General features: G+C 55.6%; 10 protein-coding genes. All 10 read right to left on the reverse strand.

Annotation, left to right across the window (positions count from 1 at the left end):
- Positions 1 to 546, reverse strand: a 546-nt coding sequence (locus VM163_12830) for a GWxTD domain-containing protein (protein ID HUT04763.1), incomplete at its 3' end; no start/stop codon positions are given.
- A gap of 120 nt (positions 547 to 666) precedes the next feature.
- The gene (locus VM163_12835) at positions 667 to 3,732 is read right to left on the reverse strand and encodes a M1 family aminopeptidase (protein HUT04764.1); all 3,066 of its coding nucleotides are present in this window, start codon (positions 3,730 to 3,732) and stop codon (positions 667 to 669) included.
- Between the two features lie 148 nt (positions 3,733 to 3,880).
- Positions 3,881 to 4,852, reverse strand: a complete 972-nt coding sequence (locus VM163_12840; protein HUT04765.1) for a hypothetical protein — start codon at positions 4,850 to 4,852, stop codon at positions 3,881 to 3,883.
- Between the two features lie 103 nt (positions 4,853 to 4,955).
- Positions 4,956 to 5,393, reverse strand: coding sequence for a biopolymer transporter ExbD (locus VM163_12845; protein ID HUT04766.1), 438 nt, complete (start codon positions 5,391 to 5,393; stop codon positions 4,956 to 4,958).
- A gap of 11 nt (positions 5,394 to 5,404) precedes the next feature.
- Complete coding sequence (locus VM163_12850; GenBank protein ID HUT04767.1) at positions 5,405 to 5,833, reverse strand: biopolymer transporter ExbD; 429 nt, start codon at positions 5,831 to 5,833, stop codon at positions 5,405 to 5,407.
- A complete protein-coding gene (locus VM163_12855; protein ID HUT04768.1) occupies positions 5,830 to 6,720 on the reverse strand; it encodes a MotA/TolQ/ExbB proton channel family protein in 891 nt (296 codons plus the stop codon). Before VM163_12855 ends, VM163_12850 begins: the two co-directional genes overlap by 4 nt.
- 147 nt (positions 6,721 to 6,867) lie before the next feature.
- Positions 6,868 to 9,381: a TonB-dependent receptor gene (locus VM163_12860; GenBank protein HUT04769.1), complete on the reverse strand. Its 2,514-nt coding sequence runs from the start codon at positions 9,379 to 9,381 to the stop codon at positions 6,868 to 6,870.
- 245 nt (positions 9,382 to 9,626) lie between these two features.
- Positions 9,627 to 10,304, reverse strand: a complete 678-nt coding sequence (locus tag VM163_12865; GenBank protein ID HUT04770.1) for a MotA/TolQ/ExbB proton channel family protein — start codon at positions 10,302 to 10,304, stop codon at positions 9,627 to 9,629.
- A gap of 58 nt (positions 10,305 to 10,362) precedes the next feature.
- Complete coding sequence (locus tag VM163_12870; GenBank protein ID HUT04771.1) at positions 10,363 to 11,355, reverse strand: tetratricopeptide repeat protein; 993 nt, start codon at positions 11,353 to 11,355, stop codon at positions 10,363 to 10,365.
- Between the two features lie 3 nt (positions 11,356 to 11,358).
- Positions 11,359 to 14,439: a tetratricopeptide repeat protein gene (locus VM163_12875; protein ID HUT04772.1), complete on the reverse strand. Its 3,081-nt coding sequence runs from the start codon at positions 14,437 to 14,439 to the stop codon at positions 11,359 to 11,361.
- Between the last annotated feature and the right edge of the window lie 92 nt (positions 14,440 to 14,531).

The raw sequence follows: 14,531 nt of genomic DNA on the forward strand, positions 1-14,531 counted from the left end.
CGACGTATCCTTGATCGAGCCCGCAAGCTCATAGTCCCCCGTCATGTGAAGATCGACGAAGAGAAACTGTATGTCGGTCCCCACATAGGGAATGTAGTCGTAAGACCATTTCTCGAACGGCTTGGAATACCACCCGCCCATGAGCGCGACGTCGCCCATCGGTTTCAACTCCACGTCATTCGGAGACCCATATTTGATGAATACCTTGCCTCGGTCGGTTTTCCAGCCCGGCTTCCTGCCCCATTGGAACTTCTTCTGAGCGTAGCGCAGCCGCTTATAGTGTTCGAGCTTATACTCGTTGATCGGTGTGTCCGGCGTCGGGTCTCGCCGTTTCCAGAAGTCCTGGACCCACTTGGCCCGCTCACCCGGCTTCAGCTCGACGAACTCGCCCAGCTCCTTGTCCGTGGCTACGTAGCGTATCTCGTCGAACGTCCTCTTGCCAGATGCGTCAAGGCTGTCGTATGCCAAGTAGGTAACGCCGCAGCCTGCGCACAAGAGCGCTGCCAGAAACACCAGGCAGAACCTAATAGGAAAGCGTCTCAGCACATCTCTCACCACCAGGGCAGCGCTCCGGCCGCGAGGTGGGAACCACCCGGCAGCAAGAGTCAAATGGGGGGCAGCGTTCACTGCCCCCCAGGAATAGGAGGAATGCAAATGACCAAGTCTCTATTTTATCTTGCTATACTTCACTTTTTTGATCTTGCGTGTCAGAACCGCGCCAAATTCATCAAGGACGATCTTTTTGGCCGGGCCGCGAAGCTTGAGTTCGAACTCCTCTATCGGCTTCTCGCCAGTCAGAAGAATCGGGATCGCATATTTCTCGCCTGATTTGTCATAGACCCAGATCGGGATGCGGACCCGGAACTGAACGTCAATGTGTTTGATCCTGATCTTCGCGGTGTTGCCGGATATCTTGTAGCCGTATTCATAGCTGGGGATCCCCGTCCCATATATCCACTGGTCGAAGAACCACTGCATGTTGTCCTTGCCGAACAGGGCGAGCATGTTGTCCTTGCCGATGGTCTGTTCAAGCACGTTAACGAAGTCGCTGGTCGTTGCTCTCTTCCAATACAGGGATTTCACCAGATTGCGCTCATAGGACATGAATGCCTTGTCACCGATCATCTGGCGGATCATGTGGACGAAATAAGGTCCCTTGCAGTAGAAAAGCCCGTACCACGCCAGCCGAGTAAGACGGCTACCGCCCAGCGTCATTGGTGCTTCCTCGCCCTTGGCATTCATAATCAACGCAACACGCCGCCAATCATTCAACTTGCTCATGTAGTCCGTGTCACTCCGGGAAGCCTGCATGTACATCGCGCACTGCTGCTCGGTAAACGCCTCAGACCACCACTGATCCCGCGGGTTGGCCCACATAATGACGTGCCCCCAATACTGGTGACCGGATTCGTGTGACCAGAACTCGGCGCCCCAACGACCGGGGTGCATCTCATGTAATGCGGCATCCCCCGCCGAGAAGAATGAAGTGCCGTCAAGAGTGAGCATGGTCGGGAAGCCCTGCCCGTAACCACTAAACACAGGCAACTGGACCGCCGCTATCTTCCGGTAAGGCAATGAGGTATAAAGCGCCTGTTGGAACCTAAGGATGCTCTCGAACTCCGTAACTATGCTGTCTGGGGCCATGGTCCTGCGTTCTTGCATACGGATCCTGGTCATATCCTTCTTAGACCTTCTACGCGGATCGTCATCCTCTGCGTACCTTTGCCGCTCTGCGAAACTGTCAAAATCCGACAAGGAGATGTAATATCTCATCTTCGGATAGTAATAGAGCGATATGTTGAGCGGCTCACCGTTGGGCTTGGTGACCTCAACTTCGCGGACGCTGTAGTTTGAATACACGAATCCGATCATCCTGATACATTCATCCGACACCCAGCGCGAGAAGTTCCTGTTCCCCTCGGTCCATCTCTCCTCTACTGCGCCAACCGAGACGGACGTATGGGGTGTCGGAACACCCATTACGATCGCACAGGGCGTGCACTGGAAGTATCCATAGCTGGGCGCCCATCCGGTATTGCCCGAAGTGTAGGCTGATGAGGTGAAGAGCCTTGCACACACCGGGCCCTCATATTCGGCCGTGAATTTCACTCGCTGGCCAAGTGCTAACGGCGGATAGACAAGATCAAGCGTCCCGAACCGAAGGATGTCCAATCCTCTGTCATCCACTACTTTGCTGATGTTCATTGGGATAGCAGGCCTGGTGGCGAGAGAAGAAACACCGATACGAAAGAACCTAGCGCCTGATCTAGTTATCTCAAGCTCGAGTGTGGCCCTGATCTTCGCAAAAATGGCGGTCTGGGCGTTGAAGAACTCAACTGCGCCCATGCTGGCCAGCAGATCAACTGTCTGCTCCTTGTAACCGATGTTAATGTCTATCCTTCGGTCAAGCTGTCGGGCCTCTTCTGTGGGCTCATATTCGGCCTCGCGCCGTGTGAGACTCTCCCTCTGCTCTGGCCGGTTGTACGCACAGACGCCCCCGCCTTTTTTCTCCTCACCTATCATAAAACGTTTCTCTCTGTGCATATAAAGCCCTATTTCCTCCTGATTCCCCTGGTCCGCCGGATAATCGTAGTAACCAATCCATTGGTACTTAGGGCCATATACGTATAAGTCGCACAGTTCGTCATAGTCAGGAAGCTGATAGAGCATCAACGTGTGCTTTTCACCCTCGGGCTGACCTTTGTAGGGCAGTTTGACGCCGAAGTTGGTTTTGGCCAACCAGTCAATCTCGCTCTTGATGAGCTTCTCGGCCTCTTCGAGCTCCCCCTTGTCCGTGATCTCGAACTTCTGCAAACCGCTGAGCTTCACATACTTGTCAAAGTTACAAGGTGCGAAATAAAAGGGTATCTTTGTGAGCGGGGCGTCCTTGAGCTCATCGACGCCCTTCTGGCGCGTCACCTCGGCGGTTCGACGCCTCAGTGAATCAACCTCCTGGCTCGTCTCCCAATCCTTCGCCAGCTTGGTCGGCGGCCTGTAATTCATCTTGCCCTTGCCGATTACCGTGCCCCCGATTATCTTCGTGCCGGCATAAAGCGGATAAAACCTACCTTCGTCGATCGAGATATGCATGAGATCATGATCAATTTTGATCTCTTTGAAGGTATAAGCTGTGTTCTTCTTCACGTACATCACATGCGCGCGCTCGAATGAGTATTCGATCTCCCGGCCAGTGACAGTCCACGCATCCTTCTTTTTCGCCAGCTTCATCCGCCAGACCTCTATCCGGGGGTCGTCGAACGTGCCGCGAACAACGAACAGCGTCCCAGTCGGCACGCCGTCAACCTTGGCTATGTTGAGATCATCCTTGCTGGGTATGATCACGCCAGGGCAGGTCTCGGGGTCCTCATAGACCTCGTCCTCTTCCCATTTCTTCTGCTCGTCAGTTAGCTCCTTCTTCTCTTCCTCCTTCCCGACCTCCTCATCTTCCTCTATCTCAGGTGCCTTCCAGGGGAACTTCACGGAATCTAGGCCGTCCTTCTCCAGCTTCTTCTCCAGCGCCTCGAACAGTTTCTTTATCGCGGCCTTGTCATCCTTGCTGACCTGCTTGCTCTCGTCGAGCCACCATGTGCAGCTTCTGTCCTTTGAGATGCCGGTGTAGGTCCCGCCATTCTCCTCCTCCGTCGCAAACGCCGCCTGGCTGAGGCAAAACACGCTGGCTATCACAAGAGCCAGCAAACCAAACAACAGAGCTTGACTGCTAGAAATACGCATCAGACTTCCCTCCCAAATCGATGTATAGGTTAATTCCCAATGTGTTCTACTTGATCACCATCGGTGAAACAATCGGCCTCGCCCTGCGGTTCTTGCTAGTCTGCTTGGACTGGCACGAGAATCACGAGGCATCGGCGGAGATAGTTATCTATTTTACTATCTTGAATGGCTCCTTCGTCTCAACTCCCTTGCCGGCCAGCTCATCGCTGACCTTTATGAACAGGGTGTAGTTGCCGACCTTGAACTTGGACTTATCGCTGCCCTTGTATGTTGGCGTTAGAGAGAATGAATAAAGATGGCTCTGGTTTGCGCCCTCGACTCGCTCGCCCTCGACTATCTGCCGCATGATCCGCTTGTCGCCCTCGTGCTTGAACTTGTAGGTGATCTTAAACCGCGGCTTGCCGGCGTTATCGACCTTCAAATTGTACACGTTGAAGTACACCGACAGCGTGTCCCCAAGACGATACTGGCGGCTCGGCTGAGGCGTAACCACCATGTTGAGCGTGGGCTTCAGAAAGCCCGATTGTTCCTCTTCTTTGGCCTTTTCAACATCTTTCGCGAACTCAATGCTGCTAAGTGCCAGCTCGCCCTTCGCTATCGATTTGACCTCGAACTCCCTCTTCTGGACGCCGATCTTGCCGCTGAGGTTGTCCTTCACGCCAACCTCGAACACGTAGTGCCCGGGATCGAGGTTGAACGACGACACGAACTTCCCAGCGAGTTTCGGGTCGGCCGCCTCCTGCTGGTTCTTTACTCTCGTCGAACCGCGATTGGCCGCCTCCTTGACGGTCTTGCCGTCCTTGTCGAGTATTCTGACGGCTATGATCAAGGATGTAGCCAGCTCGCCGGAGACGATCTGCTTGAACTCGAGCGCGGGGTTCGCTATCTCGTAGTAAACCTCGATCTTGGCGCCCGGCGCGTCGTAGAGCTTGAAGGCCACTATGTCTAGCCCGAAATCGATCTTCTCGCCCTTGTAGCTCTTGATCAGCTCCAAGGGATTGTCCGAGGCGGCAAGCTCAGTGCCTGTGGATGGTTCCTGGGCGAGCACCGCAGCAGGGGCGATGAGCGTCCCCAGAATGATCGCAATAGCTGGCAACAACACATGATAGAACTGTCTCATGGTTAACCTCCTAGTTATGATGAATAAAGCTAACGTGTCTTGAGTGCTCGCATACGCTTCATAAACGGTTAAACGATGTCCCGCGCTGAAGGGCGACCTGCAATTATGACCCCCCACCCTCATATCGCCCCCATCGCTGAATCTCCCTCTGGGTCGGTATCGAGATGTTCTTAACAGCCGCTTGCCTCAACTCATCGATCACCGATACCAGCGCCTGATACTTGGCCGAGAGATCGGATTTTACCAGGACGAACTTGTTGGGGTTCCGCGCGAGTTTCGGTTCCAGATACGGCCTTATATCCGAGACCGAAGAGGGCATTCCGTCGAGGCTAATGCCTCCGTCTCGGTTTATCTCGATCAGAACCGCCTCCGTAGTGGCAGCCTCCTGTACCTTCTGCTTCTTGGGGAGGCTCATCTCCAGCCCTCTAGTCGTCCCGAAAGCTGTCGTAACCATGAAGAAGATTATGAGGAGAAAAGCTATGTCAGCGGTAGAGGTTGAGTTGATCTCCTCGTCAATCTTCAGCTTGCTTTTGAACCTCATGTCGCTCTCCGCTAACCAGCAGAAGTCCGTACCCTCTGAATCGTCAACAGCGAGATGTTGCGCGCATTGACGTCCCGCAGCTGCTCCAGAACCTTGTCAATATATCGGTATTCCACGTCCCTCGACGCCTTGATCGTAAACTGTGTCTGAGGCGCTCGCGCGACCAGGTTCAGGGCAAACACTGTTATGTCGTCGATGCCCCGAAGTTCGGGGTTTCGGTCCCCCCGAGAGAGAAATGTGTTGCCATCGCTATCAATGACGATAATGGCAGCGCCGGGCACAGTAGCCTCTCGCTCGAGGCTCTCCGCCAAGTTCACCTTGGTCTTATCCACACTGAATGTGGTGGTAACGATGAAGAAGACGATGAGAAGGAAGGCTATGTCCCCCATCGAGGCGGACGGGATGTTAGCCCGAATGCTGCCTCTGCGCTTGAACCTCATTGCAGTTGGTCAAGTAGCTGGGACGTGCTCTCATCCATCTGAAGCGCTGTCTTGGCGACAACGCTTGTGAAGTAGTTGTAGGCTGCAAGCGTCGGGATAGCGATAATCAGCCCCGACGCGGTCGTTATCAGCGCCTCGGAGATACCTTGGGCGACGAGTCCGGGATTGGATAGACCAGCCTTCGCAATAACCCCGAAGGACCTTATCATTCCTGTTACCGTGCCAAGAAAGCCCATCAGAGGTGCAATGTTGGCGACGCTGGCCAGAACGGGCAGCCCTCTTTCCAATTTGGACATGGCTCCCGCACCTACTGTCTCGATGGCTCTCTCAACGTGTTTACGGCCCTTGTCCCAGCGAAGAAGTCCCGCCTTGATAACCGCCGGGATAGGCCCCCTACTAGCATCGCACGCGGCCATCGCGGCATTCACATCGCCCTTGTCAATTGACGTATTGACCCGCATCATGAACACACGCGCGTTAATGCTGCCCTTCCAGAACACTACGCCTCGCTCCACCATGAAGATAATGCCGATCAAAAGCGACAACAACAGCGGCCACATCACTGGCCCACCGCTCTTGAAAAGCTTGATCAGCCCCAGTCCACCTGCCTTCTCCGCCACCGGCGCCGCTTGGCTTGGCGTGGCAGAGGGACTTGCCGTCGTCGGCGTGCCTGTGGTTGAAACAGTTGTCCATGTCGCCACGGCTGAGGTTGCGGTTGTCGTCTCGCCGAAGGCGAGGCCCGGCGGCGCGCCAACGGATGACGTGCTCTCGCCAACCTCCCCAGGCGCCTGTGCCCAGCAATAGCACGCCAGAAGCAGTAAGGCGCAAAGCAGAGCCAATGACGTTTTTATTGGCGACCCCGGGCCTAATGTGCTCGGTTCTCTCACTAAGTTTCTCCCTAATGCTCTTTTGATAGCTTCCTCTCGCCGTATATATTCTCGCCGATTAGCCGGGAACACAGAATCTCGCAGTCACCAGAACAACTCGATCATAACCCTCGGTCAAGTGTCAGGCGTTTCAGGCCCCCTAGACCCCTAGAACTCAAACTTCATGCCGAACACCAGCCGTCGCCCAGCACCGTATCCCTGAGGTTCGTCATTCAGGACATCCATGTATGATACGTTACGATGGTCAAACAGGTTGTAGGACTGCACCATCATGGTCAATGTGTAATCTCGAACCTTGAACTCTTTCATCACTGTCAAGTCGAAAGTGCTGTAAAATGGTTCGCGATGCTCGTTGATTTTGTCTTGCTCGCGCGTCAGCTGATCAGTCTCCTCGTCCCTAACCAAATACTCCGATGTATAAGGATAGCCAGAGTTCCAGCTGTAAATCCCATTCAAGTATATGTTGTAAGGCAGCTCCGCGTTGAACGAAACGGCCAACATGTGGCGGAGGTCCCAGTCCAGCCAGGCCTCTTTGCCGGTCATCTTCCCATAATTGTCCACACCGATTGACTTCGCCTCCTGATAGGTGTAGGAGAGTCGGCCCTCAAAGGCTTTGCTGAAGGCTTTCTTGACCTTGACCTCGACCCCTCGGGACCACGCCCCAGCCACGTTCATCATCTGCCACTCGTAGATCGCGGGGTCAGGATTGACGTCCACGTTTTGGAGCAGATCCTGCATATCCTTCTGATAATAGGTTAGTCCGAGCGTAATGTCCGGAAATACCTCACGCTCCAGGCCAAACTCAAAGGACTTGTTGATCGGGTTGGAGAGCCCGGCTGCTCCTTTGTAGGAGTCGAAAGTCAAAGTTCCCTCCAGGGAAGACCTCGCCCCATACTCATTTACGTAATCACTTGGCTGGGCCATCGCATCCATAAGCGGGATGACCTGGAAAAACCATCCATACTCGAACCGGAGCTTCGTCTTATCATCCGGCGTATAGGTGATCCCCATTCGCGGGGAGAACTCCGACCCACCGTTCGCCTCCTGCCAGTCAAAGCGCAGCCCATAATTCAGAAAGATAGGAAGATCATACTTCTCGTCGAGGCTCCATCTGTCCTGAACGTAGGCGCCGCCATAGTTAGTTGTCCACGTGTCCGCGTCCATGAAGAAATGCCGTTTGCGATAGAAGCTGATCTGCCCGGGATTGGGCGACCAGGCATCCGGAGACATTATCAAGTAATATGGGACAGTAACGAGCTCGCCATCATAATGGATGTAGTTGACGCTTGTGCCGGCCCTAAACACGTGGTCGTCCTTGACCCATGTCAGGTTTGTGCTGAAATAACCGATATCGACGTCACGCCACTGCCAGTTGGGATAATCACCCCTGCCCCCATATTGCTTGTCAAAACGGAAGAGGGCCTCCTCCCATAAAACGACACCCGCAAATGGCTCGTAGTCGTGCCAGTCCTTGTCCTCAACCTTCGCCTCAAGATACTGCCTCCCCGCGCCCAGGAACGATTCAAGGACCAGCTCGGGGGTGAACGTGTGAGTATGGCTGACCGATAAGAAGTTGTAGTCAAACCTCATGGTGGGCATGTGGACGGGCTCTATCCAGTCAGAGCCCCCCCTGGTCTCAACCGTGTTGAAAAAGTATTGAAAAACGAACTTGTCATCAATCGTCGCCTGCCAAGTGAACTTCGCCATCCCGCCAAGCTCCTTCCACGTGCTCGCCGCGAAATCGTCCTGAGGCCAGTCAGCGGCCGGGAACATTCTCTTGTTGTCCTCGACCTCCAGCGAAATGAAGAAGTTGAGCTTCTCGGGAATCACCGGGCCTTTTAACGTAATGCCCGGGTTGTATGACCGCCATTCATACGGGACGCCGTCCAGCTCGCTGTTCTCATAGTTGTAATGGACATCACCATGGAATGTGTCGGTTCCGCTCTTGGTTACGACATTAACCATACCTGACATATTGCCACCGTATTCCGCGTCGTAGCCGCCGGTGATGACCTCCATCTTCTCGACAGCGTTCATGTTGACGTTTGTGCCATAGCCGCCGGTCACGGGGTCCTGAGCGTTCATCCCATCTACTTTGAACCCGACCTCGCCAGTCCGGCCGCCCCTCATGTGAATCTGCTGGTCGCGATCGACGAGCGTGCCGGGAAGTATCTTCAGTGCGTTCTGATAGGCGCGACCCTCGATGGGCATATCCTCGATATAGTCGCCTTCAATGACGTCAGAAGTGCCCGAGACCTCCTTCTCGATCAAGGGGCTTTGAGCGATGACCTCGACCTCTTTCTCCAGGGCCACACGCTGCTTCAGCTGAACCTTGACAACAGCGATCCTATCCATTGTAACGTTTATATCCGTGATCTTCTTCTTCAGATAGCCAATGTAAACCACCTCTATCGTGTATGTTCCTGGCGGCAAGCCAGCCCTAACAAACTTGCCATCCTTGTCCGCCGAGAAGGCATAGGGTTTAAGAAGTGCGGGACCGGATATCAAGATGTCGGCAAAGGGAAGTGGCTCTGCGGTTGAGGTGTCCCTGACCTCGCCTTTAATGATGCCTGTTATTCCGCATTGGGCCGGCATCGAAAAAACGAGACCTAAGAACAATCCCAAGAACAGGACGAACAAACGAAAAAACTGGTCTTTCACCGAAAAGTCTCCTGTCAAGTTAGTGATATGGTTAATGCTCACCGCCCCAGCGAGAGCAACCTAGCAACACTGATTAAGCTCAAAAAAGCCCCCAGTTAACAATCTCGTTACCCAACTATTAGGCTATTATAGCTTGAGTTCGGCTTTCCGCCGAATTCTATGAACATGGCCAACCCCTGTCAACAGTTTTGTTCAGGAGCGTTTCCCCAGCGGCAAATCGGGGGGATGCGGGGGGCATTGACCGCCTAATCTCCTCTGTCGATCTTGATCCAGTCATCCACCTCCAATGCGCCCTCCCGTTGCTGGCTCTCTCGCCCTTGTTTGTCCCGCGAGAGCCTCGAGACGATCCCCAATGTTATCTCCTCCATACGTAAAACGTAGGTGTTTGTCCGTTTGAAGAAATAGCTGTAGGCGATGAGCGTTGGGATGGCGACTACAAGTCCGGCTGCCGTCGTCAGCAGCGCCTCGGAGATGCCGCCGGCGAGGTCGGAGGGATTGGTTACGCCTTTGCTGGAGATGATGCTGAAGACCTTGATCATCCCCGTTACAGTCCCGAGAAGGCCCAGAAGAGGAGCAATGCTTGCTATGGTTGACAGCACCATCAGATACCGCGAGAGCTTATTCGCCTGGTCCTTGCCGACACTCTGCACTACCTCCCGGAGCGTATCGCTCGGCAGATTGCGCGATAGAATCGTGGTGTGGATCACCTTGGCTATCGGCGTCCGGCTCTTTCTCGAAAGCTCAAGCAACGCGTCCTCCTTGCCAGCCGAAACCAGCCGCTTCGCCTCACGAATGAAGGCCAGAGGAATGATCCGCACGTCTCTTAAGGCCAAGGACCGCTCGATAATTAAGGCCAGGGACAGCACCGAGCATATCGCGATTGGGATCATGACAGGCCCGCCGGCAATCAAGTAGTCGATCATCCGCTGTCTCCTCGTTTCATGCGACTCACTAAAGGTAGCATTCCCCTAATGCGCATGCTCATCTGTAAAGCCTGTCTATCAAAAGCAATCTCTCATCGCCAAACTTCCGCCTCATCTCGCTCAGTAGCTGCTCACGTCTTGTCCTGTTGAACTTGTGAGCCACATTAACAGCACCGTAAATAGTGCCAGAATAAAACACCAATGCAACTGACGATGCGATTGCTCCGCCCACATATACATCCTTGTGAAAAGCTTCGACCGACGCGGCTACGAACGCCGCGTTAAGGACGAAGGCCACACCGCCGTTCCTGAACTTGCGACAGTAGAAGTGCCCGGCTCCTGGCACACAGGCGCTCAAGAGGCCGGCGACCACGGGCGATTTCTGTTGGAGCAACTTACCGCTCGCTGCCGCCTCCGCAAGCACTTCCATCTTAATCCCAGCGAGCGCTGAGGCCTCGCTCGATGCGCGGGATAACCTCGTGAAAACTCTCGCCGCCTGAGCCCAATCGCCCAGCGAAAGGAATGTCCAGGCCAAAAGGTACGACGCATAGGCTCGGACGTCAGGGGCCCTCGCATCTCGGGAAAGCACAGTCAGCCGCGCTAAAGCACCGACGTAGTCCCTCTCGCTGAGAAAACAGACGGCCTGCCACAGCGACAACTCGTCCCACCTCTTTAAGAGGGTCTCATCGCTTAGCATCTCGCCAAGCCGCGTCTGCGCCTCGTCGAATTTGCCGAGCATAATGTAGCAAAGAGCGGTCTTGATCCTGCACCGCGCCGACAGCTCGAAATCGGGCTTAAGGTGCAGCAGAAGGCGATATTGGATGGCGGCTGTCTCGTAGTCTTTGTCCCGAAATAAGGACTCGGCGAAGTCGTAGATAATGGCCGGCGATGGGGCCGGCCGAAAAGGTCGCTCGGCCACGGGTCTCAGCCCTGCATTCTTGATCCTGTGGCTGGGCTCCACTCCGACCTGCGCTCCCACAAGTTGAGGCGCAAGAACGAGCACCCCCAAGAGGCCGATGAGGGAATCTCGACGGGCAAACTCGGCCAACATCAGCTAGTCAGAGCTGGGGAGCGACTTGAGCGCGGCCTCGGCCTTCCGGACAGCTTCGGTCGCCTGGGGATAATCTCTTATGACAGCCGCAAAGACCTTTCGCGCCTCGCCCGGCTGCTCGAGCTTGAGCAGGCTCTTGCCAGCCAGAAGGAGAGATTCTGCCGCCCATTTGGAATCGGGATACAGGTAACGGACTCGCATAAGCGCTGATGCGGCTCGTTTGAAGTTGTCCTGCAAGAAGAACGAGTAGCCCAGGAGGTAGGCATGGTAGGCCTTCTTATCCGCTGGGACACCCAGTTCCGTGGCCTTCGCCAGCCGCTCTCTGGCGGTCCCAAACCGCTTCCTGTCTATGAGCACCTCGGCCGCGACGATGAGCGCCTCCGCGGCGACGTCAGCGTGGCCGAAGCGGGCTGCCACATCATCGCATAGCCTCAGTGATTCGTCTGGGTTTGTCTTCTTGACCAGCAGAGCGTGTTTAAGGAGCGCAACGCCGGCGACCTCCGGGGCTTTGGGATACTCCTGGGCCAGCTTGGAGTATATCTCGATCGCCTTCTTGGTCTGTTTCAAATCTGCATAAAGGTGCGCCTTACGAAGACGCGCCATCTGAACTAACCGGTTGCCCTTAAAGCGGAAAACCAGCTGATCATATTCGCTTATGGCTCCCTCCTTGTCGCCCGCTGCCTCCATTATCTGCCCGATGCGGTAGAGGATCTTCGCGAGCTCGTCCTCGCCAGCGCCGGCCTTCGTCAAACTCTCGAACGCCTTATTATACTGCCGAATCGCTCCAAAAGACTGCTTTCGCTGGGCCAACTCCTCGGCCAGCAGCGACCTTAGCGCGCCCGCCGTCCGCCGATCCTTGAATCTCTCGATGAACTCCTCGATCCGGCGCTCGACCTGGGAGAGCAGGCCCTGCCTTTGTAAACAGAGAACAAGACCATATAACGCCGACTTCTGGTCCGCGGGTCCGGCCCCGGAATCAAGCGTCTTGCCGTAGCTCGCCTCGGCCATCTTGTAATCGCCCATGTTGTAGCTCGAATTGGCGATGCCGAGAAGCGCTTTCGGCACAAGAGGGCTTCTGGGGAAGTCCTTCAGGATGCCCCGGAACGCCGCGATAGACTTCTCGAACTCGCTGTCCTCGAAGTGTGCAGACGCAACAGCGTATTTCGCCTCGTCTAGGTAGTCGCAGCCAGGGAATCTGTCAGAGAGCGATTCGAGCAAGCTGAACGCCTCTTTCTTCTGCCCAAGACGCAATAAACACTCCCCCTTGATGAAGCCAGCGCCGCAGAGCACCGGCTCAAGGTCTGTCCTCTCCGTTGCCCTCTCGGAATACTTGACGCCCGACTCGTACTGCCCGAGGTGCATTGCACATTGAGCCATTCTGAGCCACGAAAGCGCACGATCATCGTCCGGCCGATCGCTCCTAGCCACTATCTCAAAATGCTTGAGCGCATACTCCCAACGTTCTTGGAGAAAGGCGGCAAAGCCCAGTCCAAGATGGGCGTCCAGCAAAAGGCCGGGGCCAACATTTGCGGAGCTTATCAGCTGTTGGAAACTTCCCTCGGCGAGCTTCGCCTGGCCCAGCTGAAGCTGCGCCTGACCGGCCCAGAACAGCGACTCGAGCTTTGCGCCTCCGGAGGGCTTGAGCGATAACGCCTCGTTAAACAGAGATGCCGCCTGCTTGTAGCGGCCGGTCGCAAAACTGGCCCATCCGCACCCTAAAAATGCGGCCGCCCTGACCTCGTCGTCGCCTGCTTTGTCGCGCGCCGATTTGAAGTGTTTCACCGCCTCATTTGGCTTGTTCTCGGACGCAAACACGAGACCCATGTAATAGCTCACGCGGGACATGAAATCCCGATCGACTTTGCAGCCGCTCACCGCGGTCATCAAGGCCTCTTTCGCTCTCTCAAAGTCGGAGGCCGTAAGCCTAACGGATGCCAGGTTGACCAGCGCCGGGCAGTAGTAGGGAGAGCTCGGATACCGCGTAATAAGCCGTGTAAAGCCGTCCTCCGCCTGTCGCAGCAGACCCCTCTCACGGTCGATCTGCGCCTTGGCGAACAGCGCCCCCGCGGCGACATTTCTGTCCCCGAAAAGCCCTGCGATTCTCTCAAAAAGATCGGCCGCCTCGTCGGCCCGGCCTGCGCTTTTAAGCGCTAGCGCCCGAACGTAATCGAAACGAGGCGCCATCTCAGAATCCTGGAAGCTCTCGGCGCTAGCCGCGCTCAAGCTCAGAGCATCCTCATACTTGCCCGCCGAGTAAAGCGACTCCAGACGCCAGAGGGTGTATTCGTTTCGCAGGCCGTCATTAGAAGCTAGCTCGGCCAGTCGCCTGAAGTCATCGGCCGCAGCCACAAAATCGCCTCTGGTGAATTGCAGCGCTGCCCGAGCATACATGGCCTCCGTGGTCTTCGCCGAGTTGGGGAACCCATCCAGAAGCTCGGAGAGGGCGCTCACAGTGCCAGGGATGTTCCCCACCTTGAAGCGAGCATAGGCCAGATTGCACAGCGCATCGTGCCGCAAAACTTGCCTCGGAAACCGATCCAGAAATGACTCGAAAGACTTCGATGCGGCATTATATTTGACCTGGGCAAGCGCAATCTGCCCCCTGAAAAAAAGCGATTCAGGTGCGTATTGGGAGCGCGGATACTCTTGCAGAAGTCGCTTCAACCTAGCGTCGCTCTCCGAGAACTTCCCCTTGCTGTAAAGCACCAGAGCGTAGCGGAAAAGAGACTCTTCCTTCGCAAATATCATCGAGACCGAGGCGCCCAGCGCCCAACCGAACAGGCACCCGCCTGACCGCGGGGCCAAGAGCGCTGGTTCAAGGTCTATTGTGGGGTATGTTCTGAGCTCGTGGATTCTGGGCAGGAGCGCTTCGCCGGCGTCCACGAGCGCAAGCTTCTCCCGAACGACCGGGGGCTGCTCCGGCATGATAAGGTATTTGGCCTGACCTGTAATTGTGAGCGTCGGGAGTTTGATGCCCTGCTTGGGTGCGGCGTCTTGGCCCGCGGCCAGCGAGGAGAACGCCAGCGCGGCCACTAGAGCGCCGCAAAGGGCGAGTCTGCGTGCTTTGCCTTCGTTGGATAACATGTTTGCACATTCTCCTTGACGTGTTTCGTCCTAACACAAACGAGGATAGGGCGCATGGGGTCAATTGCAACCCCCGATGGGCTGGGGGCCTG

Source organism: bacterium, assembly GCA_035527515.1.
In the GTDB taxonomy this organism is placed as follows: domain Bacteria; phylum B130-G9; class B130-G9; order B130-G9; family B130-G9; genus B130-G9.